General features: G+C 46.5%; 24 protein-coding genes. 3 read left to right on the forward strand and 21 right to left on the reverse strand.

The features are described 5' to 3' along the window. Nucleotide 1: 1 nt before the first annotated feature. From hslO to pth, 9 genes are all read right to left on the reverse strand, one after another. A complete protein-coding gene (gene hslO, locus ACO53F_RS06555) occupies nt 2-913 on the reverse strand; it encodes an Hsp33 family molecular chaperone HslO (RefSeq protein ID WP_485137804.1) in 912 nt (303 codons plus the stop codon). Between the two features lie 134 nt (nt 914-1,047). Beyond that, a complete protein-coding gene (gene ftsH / locus ACO53F_RS06560) occupies nt 1,048-3,099 on the reverse strand; it encodes an ATP-dependent zinc metalloprotease FtsH (protein WP_485137805.1) in 2,052 nt (683 codons plus the stop codon). Between the two features lie 168 nt (nt 3,100-3,267). Then, on the reverse strand, nt 3,268-3,813 hold the full coding sequence (gene hpt / locus ACO53F_RS06565; RefSeq protein WP_485136005.1) for a hypoxanthine phosphoribosyltransferase: 546 nt from the start codon (nt 3,811-3,813) through the stop codon (nt 3,268-3,270). A gap of 29 nt (nt 3,814-3,842) precedes the next feature. Next, complete coding sequence (gene tilS, locus ACO53F_RS06570) at nt 3,843-5,306, reverse strand: tRNA lysidine(34) synthetase TilS (RefSeq protein ID WP_485137806.1); 1,464 nt, start codon at nt 5,304-5,306, stop codon at nt 3,843-3,845. A gap of 99 nt (nt 5,307-5,405) precedes the next feature. Continuing rightward, on the reverse strand, nt 5,406-5,906 hold the full coding sequence (locus tag ACO53F_RS06575; RefSeq protein ID WP_070756646.1) for a S1 domain-containing RNA-binding protein: 501 nt from the start codon (nt 5,904-5,906) through the stop codon (nt 5,406-5,408). Between the two features lie 62 nt (nt 5,907-5,968). Then, on the reverse strand, nt 5,969-6,334 hold the full coding sequence (locus ACO53F_RS06580) for an FtsB family cell division protein (RefSeq protein WP_485137807.1): 366 nt from the start codon (nt 6,332-6,334) through the stop codon (nt 5,969-5,971). A 138-nt stretch (nt 6,335-6,472) separates the two neighbouring features. Beyond that, entirely contained in the window at nt 6,473-6,763 is a 291-nt protein-coding gene (locus ACO53F_RS06585; protein ID WP_070756651.1) for an RNA-binding S4 domain-containing protein, read from the reverse strand. A gap of 1 nt (nt 6,764) precedes the next feature. Continuing rightward, nucleotides 6,765-10,316 carry a transcription-repair coupling factor gene (gene mfd / locus ACO53F_RS06590; protein ID WP_485137808.1) on the reverse strand — a complete coding sequence of 1,184 codons (3,552 nt, stop codon included), beginning with the start codon at nt 10,314-10,316 and terminating at the stop codon, nt 6,765-6,767. 124 nt (nt 10,317-10,440) lie between these two features. Next, nucleotides 10,441-11,001: an aminoacyl-tRNA hydrolase gene (gene pth / locus ACO53F_RS06595; RefSeq protein ID WP_485137809.1), complete on the reverse strand. Its 561-nt coding sequence runs from the start codon at nt 10,999-11,001 to the stop codon at nt 10,441-10,443. 181 nt (nt 11,002-11,182) lie between these two features. Between pth and ACO53F_RS06600 the strand changes: the two genes are divergently transcribed. Next, nucleotides 11,183-12,142 (forward strand): L-lactate dehydrogenase, encoded by a 960-nt coding sequence (locus ACO53F_RS06600; protein WP_268443400.1) that lies wholly within the window; start codon nt 11,183-11,185, stop codon nt 12,140-12,142. 108 nt (nt 12,143-12,250) lie between these two features. Here the strand turns inward: ACO53F_RS06600 and ACO53F_RS06605 are convergent, their stop codons facing one another. The 3 genes from ACO53F_RS06605 to ACO53F_RS06615 are packed head-to-tail and all read right to left on the reverse strand — an operon-like array spanning nt 12,251 to nt 15,895. Continuing rightward, the gene (locus tag ACO53F_RS06605) at nt 12,251-14,197 is read right to left on the reverse strand and encodes a PTS fructose transporter subunit IIABC (RefSeq protein WP_485137810.1); all 1,947 of its coding nucleotides are present in this window, start codon (nt 14,195-14,197) and stop codon (nt 12,251-12,253) included. 28 nt (nt 14,198-14,225) lie between these two features. Next, on the reverse strand, nt 14,226-15,143 hold the full coding sequence (gene pfkB / locus ACO53F_RS06610) for a 1-phosphofructokinase (RefSeq protein WP_485137811.1): 918 nt from the start codon (nt 15,141-15,143) through the stop codon (nt 14,226-14,228). A gap of 5 nt (nt 15,144-15,148) precedes the next feature. Then, nucleotides 15,149-15,895 (reverse strand): DeoR/GlpR family DNA-binding transcription regulator, encoded by a 747-nt coding sequence (locus ACO53F_RS06615; RefSeq protein WP_485137812.1) that lies wholly within the window; start codon nt 15,893-15,895, stop codon nt 15,149-15,151. 252 nt (nt 15,896-16,147) lie between these two features. Between ACO53F_RS06615 and ACO53F_RS06620 the strand changes: the two genes are divergently transcribed. Both ACO53F_RS06620 and ACO53F_RS06625 read left to right on the forward strand, forming a co-directional pair. Then, nucleotides 16,148-17,080 carry an ABC transporter ATP-binding protein gene (locus ACO53F_RS06620; protein ID WP_485137813.1) on the forward strand — a complete coding sequence of 311 codons (933 nt, stop codon included), beginning with the start codon at nt 16,148-16,150 and terminating at the stop codon, nt 17,078-17,080. Beyond that, nucleotides 17,073-17,795, forward strand: coding sequence for a lantibiotic ABC transporter permease (locus ACO53F_RS06625; protein ID WP_485137814.1), 723 nt, complete (start codon nt 17,073-17,075; stop codon nt 17,793-17,795). The genes ACO53F_RS06620 and ACO53F_RS06625 overlap by 8 nt, the downstream gene beginning before the upstream one ends. 113 nt (nt 17,796-17,908) lie before the next feature. On the opposite strand, the gene tuf is transcribed toward ACO53F_RS06625, so the two are convergent. The 9 genes from tuf to lysS all read right to left on the reverse strand — a co-directional run bounded on the left by tuf (nt 17,909) and on the right by lysS (nt 26,292). Continuing rightward, entirely contained in the window at nt 17,909-19,096 is a 1,188-nt protein-coding gene (gene tuf / locus ACO53F_RS06630; protein WP_070756672.1) for an elongation factor Tu, read from the reverse strand. 162 nt (nt 19,097-19,258) lie between these two features. After that, nucleotides 19,259-21,349: an elongation factor G gene (fusA, locus tag ACO53F_RS06635; protein WP_485137815.1), complete on the reverse strand. Its 2,091-nt coding sequence runs from the start codon at nt 21,347-21,349 to the stop codon at nt 19,259-19,261. Between the two features lie 92 nt (nt 21,350-21,441). Further along, nucleotides 21,442-21,912, reverse strand: coding sequence for a 30S ribosomal protein S7 (gene rpsG, locus ACO53F_RS06640; protein ID WP_023392495.1), 471 nt, complete (start codon nt 21,910-21,912; stop codon nt 21,442-21,444). 38 nt (nt 21,913-21,950) lie between these two features. Continuing rightward, on the reverse strand, nt 21,951-22,364 hold the full coding sequence (gene rpsL, locus ACO53F_RS06645; RefSeq protein ID WP_298078445.1) for a 30S ribosomal protein S12: 414 nt from the start codon (nt 22,362-22,364) through the stop codon (nt 21,951-21,953). Nucleotides 22,365-22,626: 262 nt separating this feature from the next. Further along, nucleotides 22,627-23,265, reverse strand: a complete 639-nt coding sequence (locus ACO53F_RS06650) for an MmcQ/YjbR family DNA-binding protein (RefSeq protein ID WP_485137816.1) — start codon at nt 23,263-23,265, stop codon at nt 22,627-22,629. Beyond that, nucleotides 23,262-23,786, reverse strand: coding sequence for an NUDIX hydrolase (locus ACO53F_RS06655; RefSeq protein ID WP_485137817.1), 525 nt, complete (start codon nt 23,784-23,786; stop codon nt 23,262-23,264). The genes ACO53F_RS06650 and ACO53F_RS06655 overlap by 4 nt, the downstream gene beginning before the upstream one ends. Nucleotides 23,787-23,790: 4 nt before the next feature. Beyond that, nucleotides 23,791-24,075 carry a GNAT family N-acetyltransferase gene (locus tag ACO53F_RS06660; RefSeq protein WP_485137818.1) on the reverse strand — a complete coding sequence of 95 codons (285 nt, stop codon included), beginning with the start codon at nt 24,073-24,075 and terminating at the stop codon, nt 23,791-23,793. A gap of 81 nt (nt 24,076-24,156) precedes the next feature. Next, a complete protein-coding gene (locus tag ACO53F_RS06665; RefSeq protein ID WP_485137819.1) occupies nt 24,157-24,630 on the reverse strand; it encodes an ASCH domain-containing protein in 474 nt (157 codons plus the stop codon). 153 nt (nt 24,631-24,783) lie between these two features. Continuing rightward, nucleotides 24,784-26,292 (reverse strand): lysine--tRNA ligase, encoded by a 1,509-nt coding sequence (lysS, locus tag ACO53F_RS06670; protein ID WP_485137820.1) that lies wholly within the window; start codon nt 26,290-26,292, stop codon nt 24,784-24,786. Between the last annotated feature and the right edge of the window lie 109 nt (nt 26,293-26,401).

Below are 26,401 nucleotides of genomic sequence, written 5' to 3' on the forward strand. Positions count from 1 at the left end.
GCTATACCTCCTCTGCGTCTGCTTCTTGACCTGCCGCTTCACCTGCTGCGATGATGGCTTCTAAATCTTGAACACTATAGTCATAGTGGTTCTCACAATAATGGCAGACTACTTCAGCGCCCCCATCTTCATCAATCATGGCTTGGATTTCCTTACGACCTAAGGACTGAATACCGTGTCCATAGGCTTCCTTAGAGCAACCGCAATAGAAAGAAACATCTTTTTTAGACAGGACTTCAGAATTACCATGCCCAACCAAGAGATCCAATAGAGCCTCTAAGCTTGGTTGTGTCTCCAAGAGATCGGAGAAACGGCCTAAATCCGCAATGCGTTTTTCAATGAAGTCAATGGTTTCATCGGTGGCTCCAGGCATGACTTGAATCATAAAACCACCAGATTTAGCCACTGACTCATCCGGATTAACCAAAACAGAGAGCCCGATGCAAGAAGCCGTTTGTTCAGACACAGCCATATAATAGGTGAAATCTTCTGCCAATTCCCCACTCACCAATGGCACTTGGCCAGAGAAGAGTTCCTTATTGCCTAAGAGTTTACGTACAGCCATATTGCCCGGCATGCCCACTGCCCCAGCAACGTCTAACTTGCCAATTGCATTGAGTTCTAAGGCCACCTGCGGATTAGATACAAAGCCACGTACATGACCGTAGGCATCTCCTTCCGCAATAATCCGGCCTACCGGTCCGGTTCCGAGAATTTCTACTCGCACACGTTCGTCTCCCTTAGAATTAGCTGCTAATAAAAGGGTCCCTACCAGGGTCCGCCCCAAGACAGCCGTTGCGGTATGCCAGGTTTTGTGGCGATTGACTGCTTCCTGGACAACACCAGTAGCATCCAAAACCAAAACTCGTAATTGTCCATCGAATGCCAAGGCTGTTAATAATTGATCTGACATGATTGCTTCCTCCATCTCCCAATGGGAGTCATTATATTCCGTTTCTAAGTATAGCAGACCCCACCAGTTTAGCAAGTCTTTGGCCTAGCACTAGTAGGCAAAAAAATCAGACCTCAAGGGTCTGATTTCTCTTTTTAGGCTTGATGATGGTCAGACGACACTTGGTCATCTGCAATGACACGGTCGCCAGCTTCTAACGCTTCTTCCACACGTGAAGGAGCCACTTCTTGGTCTTGGCTTTCTGCCGGAGCAGGAGCATCTGTTTCTTCAGGTTTCGCTACTTGCTCAGGCATCTTCCCTGTCTTGAAGAGAGACTCGATTTGCGCTGCTTCTAAGGTCTCAACTTCAAGCAGTTTCTCTGCAATCAGGTTGAGTTGCTCACGGTGCTCATTGATAATGCGGTGTGCCTCTTCGTGAGCTTGGTTCAATAATTGACGCACTTCGTTGTCAATCTCATAAGCTACCTGATCAGAATAAGCAGGTTTCTGGCCATAGTCACGGCCTACGAAGACGGTATGGTTGCCTTCGTATTGAACTGGCCCTAAGCGGTCTGACATCCCATATTCAGTGACCATGCTACGCGCAATCTTAGTCGCTTGCTGGAAGTCATTGCTGGCCCCAGTAGATTGCGTGTTGAAGACAATCTCTTCGGCAGCACGACCACCCAGGAGCCCTACCATTTGATCATAGAGTTCCTTACGGGTCACAATATAAGCATCTTCACGAGGTAACATGACCGCATAACCACCTGCGCGTCCGCGTGGCACGATGGTCACCTTATGAACGACACGTGCGTCACTTAAGACCATACCAATGATGGTATGCCCCGCCTCGTGGTAAGCCACGGTACGGCGTTGTTGTTCAGAAATCACACGATCCTTCTTAGCTGGCCCCGCAATCACCCGGTCATGGGCTTCTGCGATGTCCGCTTGAGTAATAGCCTTATGATTAAAACGTGCTGCTACTAAAGCCGCTTCGTTCAGTAAGTTTTCCAACTCAGCACCTGAGAAGCCAGGCGTTTGTTGTGCCACAACCTTGAGGTCAACTTCTGTTTCTAATTTCTTGTTACGGGCATGGACTTGAAGGATCTGTTCCCGCCCCTTAACATCTGGGTTACCCACTAGAATCTGACGGTCAAAACGACCTGGACGCAAGAGGGCTGGGTCTAGGACATCCGAGCGGTTAGTCGCCGCAATGACGATGACCCCTTCGTTCCCTTCGAAACCATCCATCTCAACCAGCAATTGGTTAAGGGTTTGTTCACGTTCATCATGCCCGCCCCCGAGGCCTGCACCCCGTTGACGACCTACGGCATCAATTTCGTCGATAAAGATAATAGCTGGGGCATTCTTCTTGGCATTCTCGAAGAGATCCCGTACCCGGCTAGCCCCGACCCCGACGAACATCTCGACGAATTCAGAACCTGACATGGTGAAGAATGGCACACCCGCTTCGCCGGCCACTGCCTTGGCTAAGAGGGTTTTACCCGTCCCTGGAGGCCCCTCCAGTAAGACACCAGCTGGGATACGCGCCCCCAACTTGGTGAAACGTTTAGGATCCTTAAGGAATTCCACTACTTCTACCAGTTCTTGCTTTTCTTCTTCAGCACCCGCTACATCACTGAAGCGGACTTTGACTTTCTGCTTGGAAATATCCTTGGAGCGTGACTTACCAAAGTTCATGGCCCCTCGCATACCGCCACCACCAGCGCCACTTTGGAACATGTTGTAGAGGAAGAAGCCCATCATACCCATTAAGAGTAGCATTGGCAGGATATTGGCCCACAGCACCATATTGGATTCGGCCAAGGTCTTCATCTTGACCCCTTGTTGGGTCGCTGTTTCCGTCAATAACTTTAGCGTGCTGTCGTTGCCTAGCACTCGGCTGGTGAATTGAGTGGCAGTCTCACTTCCGCCTTGGAAGAGGGCCACAAAGTTGGTTTGTTCTGAGCGTGTTGTCCCAGTCTTGTATTTACCTTTGACATTATAAACACCGGAACCAATCTGGACATCCATCTCGGCAATCTTGCCGTCAGCAATCTCTGTCATCAACTCACTCTGGGTGAGTTCCTTGACTTGGCCACCCCCTAGAGCCCCTGATAGGGCATGGAAGAGCATAAAGAGCATGGCTAATGCCATCATAGATGTCAGAATGTTCCGCGTCGAATTACGATTTGGGTTTTGCATAGATGCTGTTCGACTCCTTTGTCTTGATCATTCTGTTCATTCTTGTATTTTATCATATTTTGCCATTAGGTCCTAATGGAAGGCCCCTGTAAGGCTGGGCTTTACCAATATTTAAGGTTTATTTTCGACAAAAGACCCTAGATCACAGTCTAGGGTCTGGCACATGGCCTATTTGCTTTCGTAAACAGCAGGTGATAAGACACCGATATAAGGAAGGTTACGGTACTCTTGTTTATAGTCTAAACCATATCCCACCACAAACTCATTGGGGATATCTAAGCCCACATAGTCTGCCTCCATATTGTTTACACGGCGCTCTTTCTTATCCAAGAGGGTACATACTTTAACGGAATTAGCCTTACGGTAGTGGAGTAAGTCTACAAGATACTTAAGGGTTTGGCCGGTATCGATAATATCTTCCACAATCAGGATATCCTTACCTTCAACGCGAGTGTCTAAGTCCTTGACAATCTTGACTTCACCCGATGATTGGAAGGCTTCGCCATAACTCGATACATCCATGAAATCAATCGTTAAGTAGCAGTCCATAGCACGAATAATGTCGGCCATAAAGATTGCTGCCCCTCGCAGAATCCCAACGACAACTACTTCTTTATCTTTGTAGTCCTCCGTTAAGGTTTTGCCCAGACGTGCCACTGCTTCTGCAATTTCTTCTTGCGTTACCAATACTTTTAAAATATCTTTCTCTAACATTGCACTTTTTCTCCTTTTTGACTAGTGTCTTACTGCCGTGTCTTCCGATAAAGGAATATATGAGTTATTTTATCAGTTTGTGGCCCGCGAGACAATGGGGAATTACCAACTGGTCCCAACCAAACAATCTCGCCTGTATCGTCTACTAGAACTTTGATTTGATCCCGCTCATCGCTAGGCAACTTCAAATCCATCAAAATCCGCCCCACCTTCTTGTGGTAGACTTGCCCTAATTCATCGGTCAGAGCTACTTGATCGCCGTCTTGACGCTGCCTTAGCTGGAAATTCAGGGGCGTCGTCTCTTGGGCTTGGCTCAGGTGCAGACCTGTCCAACCAGCAGCCGCTTCACGCATTTCCGGCGATACCTGATGAGCTGCAAAAATCCCAGCTTCTGCGCCACCATCTAGAGCATACCAGTGATTAAGTCGACTTAAAACTAAACGTTGGCCAAAATAGGCTTTAGGGTCCGCCTCTTCTGGTAGTATTTGGACATAATCATAACGTTTGACCGCCACCCAACCATGTCCTAACTGCAAACGTTGATTGGGGTCACGACGGTTACGCATCATCTGCTGCAATTGACCTACTAAATCACGATTATAAGCGGGTACATCTTCGATTAGGCGTTCCTCAAAGAAAATTCGCAGGTACATATTGAATTTTGCCTCGGGCAAAGCCAGAAAGGCTGGAATATAGAGCAACCAGTAATGATTAGTTGAATACATGAGCAGCTGAGGCTCAAGATTCAGATAATCCGCATATTGAACGGTGTAGGAATCTTGAATCTGTTGCTGAATGGTCAAGAGATTTTGTAGTAACTGAGGATTCTCCTGCATCAGTTGTGGGATATAGGTATGACGGAATCGATTGCGTACAAAGTGATCCATGTAGTTAGAAGCATCTTCAAAATAAGTCACATTAAACTTCTCAGCATAAGCCTCTAGTTCCGCCTTGGTCACCCCAATAAAGGGCCTCATTATGGTTGGCATGACAGTATGACCACTTGGGTCACTCATCAGGCGCTGATAACATCCCCGAATCCCTTGTAAGCCCCGAATGGAAGTGCCTCGTGTCATCCGCATCAAGAAGGTCTCGGCCACATCATTAAGATGGTGTGCGGTCATCAAAATATCCGCTTCAGTTGTTCGAATGACCTCTGCGAAAAACTGATAACGGGCCTCGCGCGCCTGAGCTTCCACATTAGTGGTAGCCGGTTGGCCCCACTCTGTCGCAAAATAAACACAGCCATACTCTGCCACAATTTCCTTGATAGCGACAGCCTCATTGTCTGATTCTGGTCGTAGTTTGTGATTAAAGTGGGCAACTACCAACTGCAGATGAGCATATTGACGTAACTGATTCAATTCATGCATCAATCTAAGCATGACCATGGAATCAACCCCGCCGGATACAGCTAAGACCACTGTCTTAGCCTCTAGCCAAGCTGGCCATGACTCTAGTTGAGCCTTGACTTCCCGCATTAATTTTTCCATCTAGATTCTCCTTTAGATACAAAAAGCAGCCTAAAAGGCTGCTCTTATATCCTGTATTAGCGCACTACAAGAAAGCCATCGCGCGTAAGCAAGACATCCCTAGCTACGTCGGCCGCCACGACCGCCGCGTTTGCCTTCGGTGTTACGTCTTAATGAGGACAGACGATCTTCACTGTCCTTTAGGAAGTTACTCATTAATTGGTCAAAATCATCCAACTTACGGCTGTTATTATTTCCCGCATTGTTGAAGTTAGGGCGATTCCCACCCTCATCTTGACGACTCTTGAAGCGTGGGGCACGTTGATTATGTGGTGCAGCGCCTTCTTGACGTTCACGTTTAGGTCGTGCAGGTGCCTCTGCAGGTCGATCACTGGCTTGACGAATAGACAGGCTAATCTTACCGTCGTCAGCGATGGACAAGACCTTCACTGCAACTTCTTGGCCGACTGTTAAGACGGAGCTAATCTCCTTGACATAACCGTCTGAAACCTCACTAATGTGAACTAAACCTGTTTTATTATCTGGCAAGCTAATAAAAGCCCCAAAGTGTGTAATCCCTGTGACTTTCCCTGTGATTTTTTGCCCTACTTCGATTGACATATGATGTCTTATCCTCCCTTAAGTTCTTTCATCCTTATATTCTATTCAGTAACTCTCATCCCTTAAGGATGCTTGGTGTCTTCCTGATGCGAAGATCCTAACTCGAAAATAATCTCACCTGGCTTGGTGTAGTAATAATCACGTCGCGCCACATCCTCTAGATAGGCTGGATCCTTCATTTGCTGAGTTGCTTGGAAAACTTCACGGTTCTCTTTAACGGCTTGCTCCTGGTCCGCCTTGGCCTCTTGATGGGCTTGCTCGGCTGCCACTTGGTCTTGATAGGCCCGCCATAATGGAATCCCTGCGAAAGCAAGGGCTCCAATCAGAATGACATGAAATATCAGGCGTCGTCCGTGAGAGTGCGGTTGCTTTGTCTGTCGGGGTGAGGAAGTCTGAACAGATTCCTGTGGATCTAATCTATAATTCATTCTTTTCACCTCCATGATAAACCTAGTTTGAGTATATCAATATTCGCGCCTAATTTCCATTCAAACTTGTCGTTTTTCCAAGTTTTTTTGCGAGCTTGGCTTGAGTCAGCATAGCTGAGGCCCTAGCCAAGCCCTATTTTAAGCTAGAAACTCGTCTACTTGACGAACTTCATTATTAAGACGTTCTTCGCCCAAAATTTCGTAGAGATTACTTGCTTCTTCTTTCTTGGTGTTTTCTTTGAGGTCGGTCACTCGTACAGTTAATAGTCGGTTACCAAAGCGAATCACCAACTCATCGCCTACCTTCACAGCAGAGCTAGATTTAGCTACTTGGCCATTGAGCGTAATACGACCTTGGTCCGCCACTTCTTTGGCAATGGTCCGACGCTTAATCAAACGGGAAACCTTTAAATACTTATCTAATCTCATCTTACTTCTCCTTATTCTTACTAGTGTCGTCTGACAAGAGGCTGGCTACCTGACGAGCTAATTGCTTAAGGGCTCCTAACCAAACATAGGATGGCTGTTCTAGGATATCCAAGCTAATCACCTGCCGCGAACCCTCTTGAGACACGGTGGATTTCTGGGAAATACCAGCCAAGGCTTCAAAAAGCTTAGCGCCTCGTAATTGTTCTGAGGCCACCTGATTGAAGCTGATCTTGACATGACGTGGAGTCTGCTGAATTTTAACAATGCCAGCTTCGAGCCCATAATGTTTAATCAAGGCAATTTCCAATAAATCCGCCACTTCATCCGGAAATTCACCATAGCGGTCAATCAACTGATCTTGCAGATTGCGATAGGCCTCTTCTGAATCAATTTGTTGAATTTGCTTATAGACCGAAATTTTTTGCCGTTCATCGGCAATATAGCTGGCTGGAATATAGGCGTCGATTAAGAGATGCCATTCAATCTGGTTGCTAGCTTGACTTGCTATCTGTCCAACCTTCTTGCCCCGCTTAATGTCAACAGCTTCTTTGAGCATTTGGGAATAAAGGTCGAAACCGACAGAATCAATAAAGCCAGATTGTTGCTTACCTAGCAGATTACCTGCTCCTCGAATCGATAGGTCGCGCATGGCAATCTTAAAGCCTGATCCCAACTCTGTAAATTCACGGACGGCCTGCAATCGTTTCTCACTGACCTCACTGAGTGACTTAAATGGCTCATACATCAAATAAGCATAGGCCACGCGATTGGTTCGCCCTACCCGACCACGTAATTGGTAGAGCGTGGATAAGCCCATATGGTCGGCATCTTCGACAAAAAGGGTATTAACATTAGGAATGTCGACCCCCGTCTCAATAATGGTGGTAGTCACCAAGACATCATAAGCCCCTTGGATAAAGTCCACCAGCACCGTCTCTAGTTCCACCTCCGACATCTGACCGTGGGCATAAGCTACCCTAGCCTCTGGTACCAAAGCCTGGATCTCCATGGCCCGGCGCTCAATAGTCGCCACCCGATTATAGAGATAGAAGACCTGACCTTCTCGCGCTAGTTCGCGCTCAATACCTGACTTAATCGCTCCATCATTGCGCTCCATGACATAGGTCTGAACAGGGAACCGGTTGTTGGGTGGCGTCTCAATCAAGGACAAGTCGCGAACACCAATCATCGACATATGCAAGGTACGGGGAATTGGAGTCGCCGTCAAAGTCAAGACATCAACCTGTGACTTGAGTTGCTTGAGCCGCTCCTTGTGTTTGACCCCAAAACGTTGCTCCTCATCGACAATCAATAGGCCTAGGTCTTGGAACTGGACATCTTTTGAGACTAAGCGATGAGTTCCTACCACAATATTCACGGCCCCCGTAAGCAAGTCATCAATGGTCTGGTCTTGTTGCTTTTTAGATACAAAGCGACTCATCAGCCGAATTTCAAAAGGATAATCAGCAAAACGCTGAACCAAAGAATTATAGTGTTGCTGAGCTAAAATCGTAGTAGGGACCAGGAAGGCCACTTGCTTGCCGTCCATGACTGCCTTGAAAATGGCCCGCATGGCTACTTCGGTCTTGCCGTAACCTACGTCACCGACTAGCAAGCGGTCCATTGGCTTGCTTTTTTCCATATCTGCCTTGATTTCCATTGCGGACCGGAGTTGGTCTTCTGTTTCTACATAAGCAAAAGCCGACTCGAACTCACTCTGCTCTGGTGTATCAGGCCCAAAAGCATACCCAACTTCTCGCTCTCGCTTAGCGTAGAGGGCGATTAATTCATCCGCAATGTCTTCTATTTTAGCCGCTACCTTGCGCTTAGTCTTAGCCCACTCAGTGCCCCCTAGCTTGTTAAGCTTAGGGGTCTTGGCTTCTGAGGCGACGTACTTTTGTAACAGATGAATTTGGTCGACTGGAATCAGAATGCGTGAGTCATCTTGATATACAACCGACAAGAGATCCTTGTGGATGCCATTCATTTCGATGGTGTCCATACCACGGAATTGCCCTATCCCATGGTGAACATGAACCACATAGTCACCGACTTCTAATTCTGAGTAACTCTTAATCCGTTCAGCATTGGTTAGCTTAGTGCGAGATTGGCGTGCCTGACGCTTTTTCAATTTATTGAAGAGTTCTTTTTCAGTTACCACTACCCACTTTAAGACAGGTAGTTCAAAACCATTTGATAGAGCTCCTACTCCGATATTGATAACCTTGGCTTGGGCTTGGTCTTCTGTCACTACGCTAGGACCGATTTGAAATTCCTCGAAAAGCGCTTCAACCTTCCGCGCTTGTTCCAAACTCCCTACAGCTACTTGAATGGTATAGCCTTGTTTCAGCCAGTGATCCATCTCCGTTTTGACGAGAGGCATTTGGTTAAAGAAAGGGTTGAGGGTGCGATACTGGAAGGAATGCACAGCTCCTAAAGACTGATGTCCCAACCCTCGATGCATGACCGACAGATAGAGCAAGGCACCTGAGTAAGCTCGCACACAGGATTGAAAATCTGCTTTAACTGCCAATCCAGGTAGCAGCAGACCTTTCTGAGTCTCCTGTTCAATCCAAAACTGATCTTCCTCAACTAGGTGGAGGGCCTGTTGTTGTAGCTTATCAAATTCAGTCAGAACTAAAAGCCCTTGCTCTCCTAAATAATCAAGGAGCGTCACCACTTGGTCATCCTGAGCCAAGCTCAGATAGGCATGCGGATACTTGAGAGGCTCGCCATGGCGCAACTGATCAAACTGATTGCTGAGACCCGCTTCCATGGCCTCTCTTAATTCTTGATCCTTCACTTTCTTCAGGGCGCGCGCCTTCATATCCTCTAAACGTGGCAAGAGAGCTTGTTGTGCTTCTAGACCAAATAAGACATCTTGAGCTGGCAGGATTTGGACAGAGTCTAGATTTTCAATCGAGGACTGGGTCTCAGCATTAAAGGCCCGAATAGAATCCAGCTCGGTATCAAAGAAATCCAAACGAATCGGATATTCGGCAGATACTGGGAAGAAGTCAATGATACTCCCGCGTACGCTAAACTCACCCGGTTGTTCTACCAAGCTAGCCCGATGATAACCCCAAGCGGTCAAGACACTTTCTAGCTGGCGTCGTTCCCAGTTATCTCCAAGTTCAAGAGTATGTTGAGCTTGACGCCATTGATTAGGGTGAGTCAATTGTTTTCGTAAACCGGCTACATTAGTAACTACAATACAGGGCTCGCCGTGAGCTAGTTGGTTAAGGATCTGAATCCGGTCCCGCATCTGATCCTCCGAAGCAAAGGCAAATTCAATGGCCAGAGCCTCCTCCACTACAAAAGCCTGTACGGACACCTGGGGCAGAAGCTGTGTTAAATCATCTACTAACTGTCCCAACTTGCTAGCAATGGGCTCCACAATCAAGAGTGGCCGAGGGCGAGCTTGGAAAAGCTGAGCCAGCATGACGGCACGAGCACTATCATCAATTCCAGTTACCAACTGGGGTAAGCTACCCGGCCCTGTCTGATTAATGGCCTTTATTGCCGACTGAAAAGCTTCTTGCGCAAATTCCATATTTTTCCTACTTTCTCTCTAGTAAAACTGGCTCAGAGATTTGAGTCAGCTAACGCCACAAGAGGCTGCAACGTCTACCCACCCCTGGGAGAGTCGCAACCTATCTTAAGGTTTATCGTGTCTTTTAGTTATATTGGTTCATTAATTGAACGAAAGTTTCGCCCTTAGCCCAGGCCCTCAACAAGTCGGTTGTCTGGTCAATTTTCTGTTCTATTAAGGGACGGTCATCTGTATCGAAACGTTGTAGAACATGGTCCACAACCTTGCGTCCATATTGAGGGCGGCCAATGCCAATCTTGACCCGCTTAAAATCTTGGGTCCCTAGCATTTCGATAATGCTCTTCACCCCATTGTGGCCACCCGCACTACCTGACTGGCGTAGACGCAACTTGCCAGGCTCCAAATCCAAGTCATCATAAACCACCACAAGCTCGTCAGGGCTAATATTATAATAGGACATAAGAGGCAAGACAGCTTCACCCGATAGGTTCATAAAGGTATAGGGCTTGACCAAGAGCACCTTTTCGTCTCCCACTCGCCAAATAGTATAATCGGCACGAAATTTTTGGTCGGTCAATTTCAAACCTTCTTGACGCGCCAAAGCATCAATGACATCAAAACCCACATTATGGCGCGTCCCTTGATACTTATCGCCAGGGTTCCCTAATCCAACGATTAACTTCATCCTGCTCCCTCCTCTGCATTTTCTATTATAACACATGTTTGGAGCATGTCACTAACAGAAAGATTCACGAAGCAGTCTGTATTACTTTTAACAATAAACTGTACTACTCAAAAAATTTCCTCTTCACATTTTTAAAAAGAGTGGTATAATATAGCCAAGTGATAGAAAGGAGATATTCACTATGAAACAACCAAAGAACAAGATTATTTTAGTCGGTGATGGCGCAGTCGGATCTAGCTTTGCTTTCTCTCTCGTTAACCAAAACATCGGCCGTGAACTCGGCATCATTGATATCAACAAGGACAAAACAGTCGGGGACGCCTTAGACCTCTCTCACGCCTTGGCCTTCACTTCACCTAAGAAGATTTACTCTGCTGAATACAGCGACTGCGGTGACGCAGATATCGTCGTATTAACAGCTGGCGCAGCACAAAAACCAGGTGAAACCCGCTTGGATCTCGTTCACAAAAACTTAAGCATCTACAAATCAGTTATTAAACAAATCGTAGACTCTGGTTTTAACGGTATTTTCTTGGTTGCTGCCAACCCAGTGGATATCTTAACTTATGCAACTTGGAAGTTCTCTGGCTTCCCTAAAGAACGCGTTATTGGTTCTGGGACTACCTTAGACACCGCTCGTTTCCGTCAAGAAATCGCACAACTTATTGGTGTCGATGCGCGTAACGTTCACGGTTATATCTTAGGTGAACACGGGGATACTGAGTTCCCTGTTTGGTCTCACGCTAACGTGGGTGGCTTGACTATCTATGAATGGGTCAAAAATCACCCAGACACTGACGAACAAGCCTTAGTTGAAATGTTCTTCAAAGTTCGTGACGCAGCTTACGAAATCATCTCTAAAAAAGGCGCAACCTACTACGGGATTGCAGTTACCTTAGCTCGTATCTGTCGTGCTATCTTAGACGATGAAAAGGCAATCTTCCCTCTCTCTGTTTACTTAGACGGTGAGTATGGTCAATCAGACCTCTACATCGGGGCTCCAGCTATCTTGGGTCGCGAAGGGGTTGTTTCTGTCATTGAAATCCCACTTAACGACTCTGAGTTGGACAAGATGAATGCTTCTGCAAGCACCCTTAAAGCAGTTACTGCCGATGGTTTTGCTCGCTTAGAAGAAAACTAATCTCCTTATCAAATCGATTATCCGCACCTGGCTCCTTGCCAGGTGCTTTTTTAGGCTTAATGAAACCATAAAAAAGAAGCCAAGACCGCAGTCTTGGCTTCTTTTGGTTTATTTTTTATTATTGTTGCGTAAGGTCAAGCTTAAGAGGAAGGCCCCTAAGAAGCTGGCACCCACCCAAATCGCTAAATAGAGCAATGGATTCGTTACACCACCCGCTAACATAGCGAAGACCCCGCCGTGTGGCACCTTGCTGACGATACCAAAGAGCATGCTTAAGGCACCCGCTACACCGGCAGAAACTGCCAATGGTGGAATAACCTTCAATGGGTTGGCTGCAGCAAATGGAATAGCCCCTTCCGTGATGAAGGCTGCACCCATGACATAGTTAACTAGGGCTGAGTTACGTTCTTCTTCTGGCCAGAGGTTTTTGTTGAGGGTTGCTGCCAAGGCAATCGCCAATGGCGGCACCATCCCACCAACCATAACGGCTGCCATAACGTTTGAACCTGCGCCTGCTGATTGTGTCACTAAGGCAGTCCCTGTAACGTAAGCGGCCTTGTTAATTGGACCACCCATATCAATTGACATCATGGCACCGACTAAGAAACCTAAGACTAAGGCTGAACCTGTGCTCATACCGTTGAGGTAGTCTTTCAAGCCTTGCATGACAGCCCCCATTGGGCCATTCACAACGAAGAGCATGAGGAAGGACATAATCAGAACCCCAAAAACTGGGAAGAGGAAGATTGGTTTCAACCCTTCAAGTGATTTTGGTAACCAAGCAAAGGCTAGGCGGAGGACATAGATAATCCCACCAGCCAAGAAGCCGGCTACTAAGGCGCCTAAGAAACCTGACGGAATGCTTTTCTCAAAGAGACCTACCGCTCCAAAGTCAGACAAGACAGATGGATTAGCTAAAATCCCACCCATAAAACCAACAACTAAACCAGGACGGTCAGCAATAGAATGACCAATAAAACCAGCCAACATTGGTAACATCATGGCGAAGGCTAATTTACCTGTTACAAAAAGGAATTGTGCTACTTGGTTATAGCTAGCATCTTCAGGGTTGAAGGAATTAATCCCCCAGAAGAAGGACAAGGCGATTAAAATCCCACCAGATACCACAAACGGTAACATATGAGAAACCCCGTTCATTAAGTGCTTGTAGAATTGACGACCAATGGATTCTTTACCGACTTCAAGATCTGCTGCACCAGCGCCTTCTGCTGCGTGGTAGATTGGCGCCTCTGCTTTTGCCGCTTTAGCTACTAATTCATCAGCCTTGTGGATACCATCTGCTACTTTAGTGACAATTACTGGTTTGCCATCAAAGCGGGCCATCTCCACTTGCTTATCCGCTGCCACGATAATGGCTGTCGCCTTTTTGATGTCGTCAGCAGTCAAACGGTTGCCAACACCGGCCTGCCCGTTAGTTTCGACTTTAATCTTGATACCTGCGGCTTTCCCAGCTTGTTTGAGCTTTTCTTCTGCCATAAAAGTATGGGCAATCCCAGTTGGGCAAGCTGTTACGGCCAAGACATAGACATCTTCTTGGACAGGACTTGCTGGCTCAGTCGCAGTAGCTTGGGCTGTTTCTTCTGCTTCAGCTGCGGTAAAAACTGCCACTACTTCTTCAGGGGTTTTTGCTGCTGCTAAAGCTGCTTTAGTTGCTGGTTGCATGAGGACAGAAGATAATTTAGCTAAGGCTTGCAAGTGCTCGCCACCACCACCTGCAGGGGCTGCAATCATGAAGACAAATTTGGCAGCTTGGCCATCAAAGCTCTCCCAGTCAATCCCTGCGTCACTACGCCCAAAGACGATAGCTGCTGATTTGATTGATTCATGTTGGGCATGAGGAATGGCAATCTCATCGCCGACACCTGTTGTTGATTGGGCTTCGCGGGCTTCTAAAGCAGCTACGTAAGCCTCAACGTCGGAGACACCGCCTGCTTGGTGGAAGCGCTCTGCCAAATACTTAAGCGTTGACGGCTTATCTGTTGTACTCAATTGGAGGTCCATAGCCTCTTTAACAAATAATTCTGATAATTTCACTTTCTATTTCTCCTTTGAATTTCCTAGGCTAATGCGCAACAACGTGAATCTGGTCTACTAGCTCATCAATTAACTGACGTTCAGCTATCCAGACAGAATAGGCCGTCGCACTCCCGGTTGCAGCACCGCGTTTTAAGGACCATGCAAAATCGCCTGTCTCCAAGTAAGTGGCCACAAAACCTGCCAACATAGAATCGCCTGCCCCGACTGAGTTAACCACTGTCCCCTTAGGGATATCTGAGCTAAAGACTTGGCCATCCTCCGTTAGAAGTATGGCTCCCTCACCACCGCGAGATACAATAATATGACGTGCTCCTAATTCCTGAAGTTTCTTGGCATAATGGATTATTTCTGCCTCATCCTTCAAGCTAACCCCAAAAATCTCACCTAATTCATGATGATTAGGCTTGATAACAAAAGGCCGATAAGGCAAACACTCAGTTAAGAGTTGCTTGTTGGTATCCAGCACAAATTTTGCGCCCCGCTCTTGGCAGAGTTTGGCGATCGCAATATAGGCCTTGACGTCAAGCCCAGGGGCCGCATTCCCTGCTAAGAAGACCACATCCTCTGCGCTTAAGTCTCGCTCAAAAATTGCCAATAATTCTGCAAATTTTTCTGGACTCACTTGGGGGCCTGCAGCATTGATTTCTGTCTCTTCTTGAGACTTGACTTTGACATTAACCCGCGTAATGCCATCCACTTCAACAAAAAGTGGTTTGACACCTTCTTGAATGAGGGTGTCTTTGATATATTGACCGGTAAATCCACCTACGAATCCGGCCGCGTAGTTGACATGCCCTAAGCGCTGTAAGACAAGGGACACGTTGATTCCCTTACCTCCGGCAACATAGGCCTCTCCCTTGGATCGATTCAACTCTCCTAGCTGACATTGGTCAACCTGAATGACGAGATCGACGGCAGGGTTAAAGGTAATCGTATAAATCACGAAATTTAACACTCCTTCACTGTCGTGACTTGCACAAGAGGTGCCCGTTGCCCCTCTGTTAAGGCATGAGTGATAAGAACCGCCTCTTCCATATTGGCCACGTGACAGAAACTAACCCGTCCCATCTTGGAAGTATCCGCCAAAACATAGACTTGGTTAGCCTGCTGCATGGCTTGTTGCTTAAGGGCCGCCTCCTCCTGGTCTGGCGTCGTATAGCCCCATTCAGCATCCACCCCGTTCATACCCATAAAAACATGGTCAAAACGATAACGTGCTAATTGAGCCTGAGCTTGCGCTCCAATAATGGCCCGCGTCTTGGGCTTAACTTGGCCACCTAACAAGATGACGGACTCGCCATAGTCACACAGCAAGTCGGCTTGACTTAGACCATTGGTAACCACCGTCACGCCCTGGCCCACCAAATGCGGTATCATAGCCAAGGTCGTGGTTCCTGCATCCAGATAAATCACCTGTCCTGCCGACACCTGTGTGGCTGCCGCCTCAGCAATAAGGGCCTTGTCACCACTGTTCCGCCCCAGCTTTTCCTTGTAGCTAGATTCGCGATCCAAATGATAGACGCGTTTGGCACCGCCGCGAACTCGCACTAGGCGACCTGCTTCTTCTAGCTGAGATAAATCCCGCCGTATAGTGGACTCTGACACTGACAGCTTGGCCATCAAATCTTGTAGGCTGACAACATGCGCTTGCTCTAGTTCTGATAAAATTAGTTGATGTCGCGTTTGAGTTAACACTCTTATCACCTCACACCCAGATTATACACCGCTTTCGGTCATCTTTCAATCGTTTTCGGTCATTTTCATTCATAAATCGGTCATTTTCATTCAAACTTTAATTTGTCGGGACTTTAATAATGTATAAATTTACGCTTTCAGAAAACGAGCTCGTTCCCAACAAAAACTTTAGAAAGATTTGAGATTTGCTTGAGAGATATTTGAAATTCACTTGATAAGCTATAGATAAGAAATAAGCAAAGGAGTAAGACCATGGAAGATATCTTAGTCATTCAAAATCTTAGTAAGCATTATGGCGACCAAGTTGCTTTAGACTCGCTCAGCCTCAAGCTAAAGAAAGGAGAAATCTATGGCCTAATCGGTCAAAACGGAGCGGGTAAAAGCACCTTAATCAAGTTGATTACCCAAATAATCGCACCAAGTCAAGGCACCATCTCCATTTTGGGCTCCCGCACCCCTAAAGAGTGGACCAGTTCCCTCCACCACGTGGGTTCTGTCATTGAAACACCTGTGGCCCACCAACATCTATCAGCCTACGACAATCTCCGTTTTTACTGCCTGGATCGTGGTATCAAAAAACCAGATAATCTGATTAGGGAAACCTTGGACTATGTCGGCTTAAGCCAAACTGGCGCCAAAAAATTTCGGGACTTCTCTCTGGGAATGAAACAACGTCTGGGTATTGCCATCGCTATCCTGTCTCGTCCTGATTTACTCATCTTAGACGAACCAATAAATGGTCTGGACCCTGTCGGTATTCAAGAATTTCGTGACATGGTCCTCCGACTGAACCGTGAACTAGGCATGACCCTGATTATTTCTAGCCATATCTTGTCAGAATTATATTTGGTGGCTAGCCGCTTTGGCTTCATTCATCAAGGTCGGCTAATCCAAGAGCTTTCCAAGGAGGACTTCGACCGCGAAAGTGGCGATTATATTATCCTCCAGTCCCAAAAGGCTCAAATAGCTAAGGACTTTGTCCAAAAACGACTAGGTTTTAGACTTAAACCGAGCCATCAGACCGACCAATTACAGTTAATCGGCAAAGCTGAGGAGATACCAGAACTTGCTAAGGCCTTGGTTTTAGCAGACATTCCAATCAGTGCAATTTACTACGCTCATAAAGATTTGGAGCGATACTTTACCGATTTAATTCAAGTTCAAGGAGGAAATCCCCGTGTTTAACAGTATCAAAGCCGATTATTACCGTCTAGTCCGCTCCGTCGGATTTTGGGGCATTCAAGCCTTCTGTGTCCTGGGCATTCTGCTAGCCATTTTTACTTCGCGAGTTACTACTTCTAATTCCGGCTTCTTCTTCGCCATGGATGCCGTGTCTTATAACATAGGCCTACTTTTTATCGCCTGTAATGTGGTGACAACTCTACTCTTAGGAGTCGACCTTAACAACAAACTCTATCATAATAATCTGACTACCGGCAAAACCCGTGGCCAGTATTACCTAGCTAAATCCCTGACGATCGCTAGTCTTATTCTCTTACAATTTTTCCTTCTCTACGCAGCAGGTTACGTCATTGAATTCTTACGGTCAGGGGGCCAGATGGGGACTCTACCAGCAGATTTTTGGCCTAAGTTTCTGATTACCTTCTTTATTCAGTGTCTTTGTACCTATGCTTGGTTCTGCATTACCAGCTTTGTCCTCTTCCTGACCCGCAACTACAGTATGGTCTTTATTATCTACTTTACCGTTTTTATCTTCTTGAAAATTCCTGGCGAATTGATTGACCCAAACAATGACTGGTTTAAGGCCATTGTCATGGAATTTGTCTATGAGAGTACAGCCAACTTTAGTATGACTAGCAAGACTGCTATTTTCGCTTTGGCTCTAAGTCTCATCTTTACTGTCGCCGGAATCTATACCTTCAAGCGTCGCGACCTCTAAATCTTATCTCCATATAAAAATCCCCCTATGTCATCAGACATAGGGGGATTATTTTGGATATAAAAAAAGGGCCTCCGAAGAGACCCTTTTGGAAAGGCATATTAAGCTTAGAATTAAGCTAAGACTTTAGATACCACACCGGCACCTACAGTACGGCCACCTTCACGAATAGAGAACTTAGTCCCTTCTTCGATCGCGATTGGGTGGATCAATTCAACAACCATTTGTACGTTGTCGCCTGGCATAACCATTTCAGTACCTTCTGGTAAAGTAACAACACCAGTTACGTCAGTTGTACGGAAGTAGAATTGTGGACGGTAGTTAGAGAAGAATGGAGTGTGACGACCACCTTCTTCTTTAGACAATACGTACACTTCAGCTTCGAACTTAGTGTGTGGAGTGATTGAACCTGGTTTAGATAATACTTGACCACGTTGGATTTGGTCACGAGTTACACCACGTAACAAGGTACCAACGTTGTCCCCAGCTTCAGCGTAATCCAATAACTTACGGAACATTTCAACACCGGTAACGGTAGTCTTAGAAGTTTCTTCTTCGATACCAACGATTTCAACTTCGTCACCAACGCGAACTTGACCACGTTCAACACGACCAGTTGCAACGGTACCACGACCAGTGATAGAGAATACGTCTTCGACTGGCATCATGAATGGTTTGTCAGTGTCACGTTCTGGTTCTGGAATGTAAGCATCAACTTGTTCCATCAATTCTAAAACTTTAGCTTCGTAGTTAGCGTCGCCTTCTAAAGCTTTCAAAGCTGAACCAGCGATAACTGGAGTGTCATCACCTGGGAAGTCATATTCAGACAAGAGGTCACGAACTTCCATTTCAACTAATTCGAGCAATTCTTCGTCGTCAACCATGTCAACTTTGTTCAAGAATACTACGATGTAAGGAACACCAACTTGACGAGACAAGAGGATGTGTTCACGAGTTTGTGGCATTGGGCCGTCAGCAGCAGATACAACGAGGATCGCGCCGTCCATTTGAGCAGCACCAGTGATCATGTTTTTAACGTAGTCCGCGTGACCTGGGCAGTCAACGTGAGCGTAGTGACGGTTAGCTGTTTCGTACTCGATGTGAGAAGTGTTGATTGTGATCCCACGTTCTTTTTCTTCTGGAGCGTTATCGATTTGGTCGTATGAACGAGCTTCACCGAAACCTTGTTTAGCTAATACAGTTGCGATTGCAGCTGATAAGGTAGTTTTACCATGGTCAACGTGACCAATTGTACCAATGTTTACGTGTGGTTTAGAACGGTCAAATTTTTGTTTTGCCATTTTAATTTCTGCCTCCTAAAAATAGTTGAGTTTGTTTTATAGATTTCAATTAAATCTATCAGTAGTATTATACCTAGAAATGGGGCAAAATTCAAGATTTTGCACCATTTTCTAGGCTTTGGGAATAACGCTTATTCGTTACTCCAAGCAAGTCCTGTCAGATTACTCTTCTGACTTGCCGCCGTATTTCTTGATGATTTCTTCTGCGATTGACTTCGGCACATCTTCATAGTGGTCGAAGGTCATAGAGAAGGTACCACGCCCTTGAGTTGCAGAACGCAAGGTAGTTGCGTAACCGAACATTTCAGACAATGGAATCATACCTTTAACGATTTGAGCGTTACCGCGCACTTCAGAACCTTCAACGCGACCGCGACGAGAGTTCACGTGACCCATAACGTCCCCGAAGTATTCTTCAGGTACAGTAATTTCAACTGCCATCATAGGTTCCAAGATGCTTGGGTTAGCTTTCTTAGCAGCTGCACGGAGTGCTAAGGACGCCGCTACCTTAAAGGCAGTTTCAGAAGAGTCGACATCGTGGTAAGAACCATCGTAAAGCTTAGCTTTGATGTCTACCATTGGGAAGCCTGCGAGAACACCATTTTCCATAGCGTCTTTCAAACCAGCTTCAACCGCTGGGATGTATTCACGAGGAACCACACCACCGACGATTGCGTTTTCGAATTCGAAACCAGCACCTTCTTCGTTTGGTGTGAATTCGATCCATACGTGACCGTATTGACCTTTACCACCAGACTGACGAACGAACTTACCTTCTGCTTGAGTTGCAGAACGGAAGGTTTCGCGGTAAGAAACTTGTGGTGCACCCACGTTAGCTTCTACCTTGAATTCACGACGCATACGGTCAACGATGATATCCAAGTGTAACTCACCCATACCTGCGATAACTGTTTCGCCAGTTTCTTGGTTAGTGTAAGCACGGAAGGTTGGGTCTTCTTCAGCCAATTTTTGTAAGGCTACACCCATCTTATCTTGGTCAGCTTTTGATTTAGGCTCAATCGCTACTTCGATAACTGGTTCTGGGAATTCCATTGACTCGAGGATTACTTCGTGCTTCTCGTCACAGAGAGTGTCCCCAGTAGTAGTGTCTTTCAAACCAACAGCTGCAGCGATATCCCCAGAGAATACTTCAGGAATTTCTTGACGGTGGTTGGCGTGCATTTGTAAGATACGACCGACACGTTCACGTTTGCCTTTAGTAGCGTTTTGAACGTAAGAACCGGATTGTAAAGTACCAGAGTAGACACGGAAGAAGGTCAAACGACCTACGAATGGGTCAGTCATAACTTTGAAGGCCAAAGCAGAGAATGGCTCTTCATCGCTTGCGTGACGTTCTACTTCAGCTTCAGTATCAGGGTCAATCCCTTTAATAGCTGGGACATCTAATGGAGATGGAAGGTAGTCGATAACCCCATCCAACATTAATTGAACCCCTTTGTTCTTGAAGGCAGAACCACAGAATACTGGGTAGAAGTCCGCTGCAACTGTAGCTTTACGGATTGCTGCTTTCAAGGTAGGTACGTCGATTTCTTCGCCTTCCAAGTAAGCCATCATGAGTTCTTCGTCAGTTTCAGCAACTGCTTCAACTAACTTAGTACGCCATTCTTCAGCTAAATCTTGTAAGTCACCTGGGATTTCGATTTCTTCAATGTCAGTCCCTAAGTCGTTAGTGTAGTTGTAGGCTTTCATTTCCACTAAGTCAATGATACCTGAGAACTCATCTTCAGCACCAATTGGTAATTGAACTGGATGAGCGTTTGCTTGTAAGCGTTCGTGCAAGGTTCTTACAGAGTATAAGAAGTCCGCACCGATTTTGTCCATCTTGTTGATGAAGACCAAACGAGGAACACCGTAAGTGGTAGCTTGACGCCATACGGTTTCAGTTTGAGGTTCTACCCCAGACTGAGCATCCAATAAGGCAACGGCACCATCAAGAACCCGGAGAGAACGTTCTACTTCGACAGTGAAGTCCACGTGTCCTGGTGTGTCGATGATGTTGATCCGGTGGTTAGCCCATTGCGCAGTAGTTGCGGCAGAGGTGATGGTAATCCCACGTTCTTGTTCTTGCTCCATCCAGTCCATTTGGGAAGCCCCTTCGTGGGTTTCACCAATTTTGTGGATACGGCCGGTATAGTACAAGACACGTTCAGTCGTGGTGGTTTTACCAGCATCGATGTGGGCCATGATACCAATATTACGAGTTTTCTCTAGCGAAAATTCTCTTTTTGCCATCTTTTTGTTTTACCCCTTTTCAGTTGTTTTGAGAGTGTGCATAGTAGTCAAAAACCACTAGCTTATAACAGCTAGTGATATGACTGGAAATCTTACCAACGGTAATGAGCGAATGCTTTGTTGGCTTCTGCCATTTTATGCATGTCTTCGCGTTTCTTAACTGATGCACCAGTGTTGTTAGCTGCATCCATGATTTCACGCGCTAAACGTAATTCCATGGTCTTTTCACCACGTAAGCGAGAGTAGCTTACTAACCAACGGATGGCTAAGGTGTAACGACGTTCTGGACGTACTTCAACTGGTACTTGGTAGTTAGAACCCCCCACACGGCGAGCTTTAACTTCTAATAATGGCATGATGTTTTCGATTGCTTGTTCGAAAACTTCCATTGGGTCTTGACCGGTTTGTTCGCGCACGATATCGAAAGCAGCATATAAGATAGTAGCAGCTTTACCGCGTTTACCATCGAGCATTAAACGGTTAATTGTGCGAGTAACTAATTTTGAATTGTAGAGTGGATCTGGCAAAACTTCGCGTTTTGCGATTGCACCTTTACGAGGCATTCAAAATCCTCCTTTCTGAATGTTTAATGATGAGGCTCTTAGCCTTTAGGACGTTTGGTACCGTATTTAGAACGGCCTTGTTTACGATTGTTAACACCAGCAGTGTCAAGCGCACCACGAACGATGTGGTAACGTACCCCTGGTAAGTCTTTTACACGACCACCACGGATTAAAACAACGCTGTGTTCTTGTAAGTTGTGACCAATCCCTGGGATGTAAGCTGTCACTTCCATCAGGTTAGACAAACGTACACGGGCATATTTACGTAAAGCTGAGTTAGGTTTCTTCGGTGTCATGGTACCCACACGAGTACATACCCCACGTTTTTGTGGAGAGTTGTTGTCCGTTTGGGTCTTCTTGAAACTGTTGTACCCTTTGTTTAATGCAGGTGAGTTTGACTTAACGACTTTGGTTTTACGAGGTTTATTAACTAATTGGTTAATAGTTGGCATCCAAGCTCCTCCTCCCTTTGCTTTAATCTAGTCCACACATCCAAGTGTGCCATTTTTATGGAAAAATAATAATGTTGCTTCTATACCAGTCAGCACGACTGAATTTCAGGAATCTCGTATAAAAACACCTCTACTAATGTACCAATAAAATCCTCTTTCGTCAAGGGGTTATGGCGACTTTTTTTTGCGTCTTGCTCGATTTTTTTGAGTAGTCCTGTTAAAAGCAAAAGGCCCTACTAGCATGCAGGGCCTTCTTATGTCCTTATTTCTTAACTAAGCGATAGCTTTCTGCTAGCAAACTGGTCAGTTGATCCCAATCAGTCTGTGCATCCAGAAGTAGGCTAAACCAGTGTTTCTTGTTCATATGATAGGCAGGGAAAAAACGGTCATTATCGATGCGCTCTACAATATGCTCGGGCTTGCCCTTGAGATTGAGAACCAGCACCTGGTCAGTTCGCGAACTCGACTTATCTATTTGGCAATAGTCGACCGGCAAAATGATACCGAATAGCTTATCGACCTCCGGCACCTTAAAGCCTATTATCTCCGGGTGGCGCTTAAAGGGATGAGCTGGTGCCACCTCATAAGTCGTCGCCACATACTCCACCAAAGCTTCTACCAGAGGATTGTCTTGAATCTGCTGGCCTAAAATCCGATTGAGAATATCATCCACCTGCTGGCGTAGGGCTGTTACCAGCGCACCACTGGCACTAGCTACCTCAAACAAGGTGTAGGGTTCCTCCATGGCCAAATCATAGACCACCAGTTCTAGCTCCTGGTCTGACATAGTCATTCGAAGCTCAAATTCCCCTTCGGCCAAGACATGGCGTGCCTGGCCATTTTCAAAACCCCATTCTGCTAGCGTAGCCTGGCTCAAAGGCTGACCTAGTTTAATCTTCATTTGTCAGTCTCCTCTCTTAGTTCTAGCAGTTTGCTAGCAACCGCCTGCCAACGTTCCCAGTCGCCCGGCACAAGTTTGGCCTGCCATTGATCCAATTGGTCCGGCGCTAGCCAAAGCCAGTCCTGATTTTCCTCTGGGTCCAAAACAAGAGCGGGCGCCAAATCCGCTAAAACAATTCCGTAGATATCTAGCCACCAATTGTCATAGCGATAGTCCTCCAACCAGACTAAGTCGTGAGGTGACACCTTAATCCCTGTCTCCTCCCACAACTCGCGACAAGCAGCAAGTTCCGAGCTTTCGCCTGCCAAAACTGAGCCATTGGCACCAAATTCCCAATCATTAGGATAATGGGTCTTACCATGACTACGCTGGGTCAGTAGGATCTGGCCCTTTGCATCCATTACCAAAACGCGCGCCACCAGGTGATAATGACCTGGTGGGATGAGGGCTTCTTGCCCCCTCAAATGTCTGATGCCAGTCAATTGCTTATTGACATCGACTAGTTCCCATACTTCTGGCATCCGACTAGTCCTTATCAGCATTGACCGCATCATACTGCGAGTCACGTTGGAACTTAGCTACTACATAAGAGCATTCTGCCTTAATCTTCTTGCCTTCAGCCTTCATAGCTGCAACTAAGGTGTCCAAGAGTTCTTGGGCAACACCCTGGCCACGCAAACTATCGTCCACAAATGTATGGTCGGCAATGACCACCTTGGGATCCTCTGTCGGCCGATAAGTAATCTCAGCTACGACTTCTCCTGCTGCATTATAGCCTTCAAAGCCTCTTTCTGTTCTTGTAAATTCCATTCTGACATCCTCCTTATTTTTCCCAATATATCATATATGATATATTGGTCTTTTTTTGTCTTGATTTTTGAGCCAACAAAATTAGCCTAAAATCTCCTCTGGCAAGCGATAGACTACCTGGAACTCTTCGAAAACCAATTCCTGTTCAGGGGTAAAAACTTGACCGACCAAGCGAAACTCTGCTTCAAAGAAAGACCAGTGAGCCTGGCGCCAATATTCTAGACTAAGGTCGCCCTCTCCTTCTTTTCTAGCCCAGGCTTCGGTCACTTCTTCATAGGGCATGGTGACCACCCCCGTGGTCTGAATGACACATTGAGCCTGGTTACGGCTATCCAGAATGACGCTATAGCTTCCAACTTCCGGCAGAGGCTCATCCTCTACCTCATAGAGCAATTTGGCTGAGCAGGTGGCCGTCTTCTTGCCCGCCAAGACCAGCTGAGCCAAAGGGTCCGCAATGGCACTGCCCGGTCCACCGAAACTAAAAGCCTCATAGGAAGTACCCTTCGCCAGCCCCTGACGCCTACAAAAATCCTGCCACATGACTTCACTGCGCATCTCGCTCGCCTCCTGATTCTTTTCTCTTATTATAGCATGTTTTACCTGATTCGCCTCTCACAAAAACTGAAGTCTCTCCATTTAGTGCTGATTTCTACACTCTTTGCCCTCACATAAAAAAGACTGGAAGGTCAATTCCAGTCTCCTTGATTCTTATGAATGGTGGCGCATAGTTGGGAAGAGGAGGACGTCACGGATAGCAGTAGCGCCCGTGAAGAGCATTACCAGACGGTCAATCCCTAAGCCCCAACCACCGGTTGGTGGCATCCCATATTCCAGAGCTTCAATGAACTCATCATCCATTGGTTGAGCTTCATCGTTCCCTTTGTTCTTTTCTTCCATTTGCGCTTCAAAACGCTGACGTTGATCAATTGGATCGCTGAGCTCGGTGAAGGCATTGGCGTATTCCTTACCTACAATGAAGAGCTCAAAACGATCAGTGAAGCGTGGGTCTTCTTCGTTCTTACGTGCCAATGGCGATACTTCCACTGGGTGACCGTAAACAAAGGTAGGTTGGATACACTTGTCTTCACAGTGCTCTTCGAAGAAGGCGTTGATGACGTGACCCACAGTGGTATCGTGGTCGTTGAGTTCCACGCCATGTTCTTTGGCCAAAGCCTTAGCTTGGTCGAAGTCCATAGCCTGCCAGAAGTCCACACCCGTAACTTCTTTAATCAAGTCTACCATGTGGCGACGAGCCCAAGGTTGACCTAACTCAATGGTGTGGCCGTGATACTCCAAGCTAGTCTTGTTGAGGACACGCTCAGCCACTTTCTTCAACATGTCTTCAATTAAGTCCATGACATCCGTGTAAACTTGGTAAGCCGTATAACATTCGATGGTAGTAAATTCTGGGTTGTGGGTAGTGTCAATCCCTTCATTACGGAAGATTCGGCCTAACTCATAAACCTTCTCAATCCCACCGACTACCAAGCGTTTGAGGTGCAACTCAGTCGCAATGCGGAGATAGAGCTCCATATCCAAGGCATTGTGGTGGGTTACGAATGGACGAGCGGTTGCCCCACCCGCGATGGTGTGCAGAACTGGCGTTTCAACTTCCAAGTAACCTTGGTCGTCTAAGAAACGGCGGATTTCGCGCACAATCTTAGAACGCAAGATAAAGCGTTCGCGGCTTTCTTCGTTACTAATAAGGTCCAAGTAGCGTTGGCGGTAACGTTGCTCTACATTGGTTAAGCCATGATATTTGTCTGGTAGGGGGCGTAAAGCCTTGGTTAGGGGATGGAATTCTTGGGCGAAGACCGAAAGCTCACCTGTATTGGTCTTGAAGACATAGCCGACAACGCCGACAATGTCGCCCAAGTCTGCTGCCTTAAACCATTGGTAGCTATCTTCACCTACTGAATCTTGGCGGACGTAGATTTGAATCTTGCCATCCATGTCTAAGAGATGGGCAAAACCAGCCTTACCCTTACCACGTTTGGAGACCATACGGCCTGCCACACGAACAGGGATTTTCTTTTCTTCTAAGGCTTCTTTATCAATCTCACTGTAGTCGTGCAAGATTTGGGCAGATAAATGGTCCCGGCTAAAGCCCGCCGCAAAAGGGTTTACGCCCGCTTCTGCCATTTGGGCCATTTTCTCACGACGAACCAAAAGCTGGTCGTTAAGTTCAGCCTGGACATCTTGATGTTGTTCAGTCATTTAATTTCCTCCTAATGCTGTCTTGACGGCTCTTATCAAAAAAGCCCATACGTCTTTATTGTACCTGAAAAAAGCCTAAATGTCATGACTTTTTCACCTAAGCAGACAA

The organism is Abiotrophia sp. (assembly GCF_057275535.1).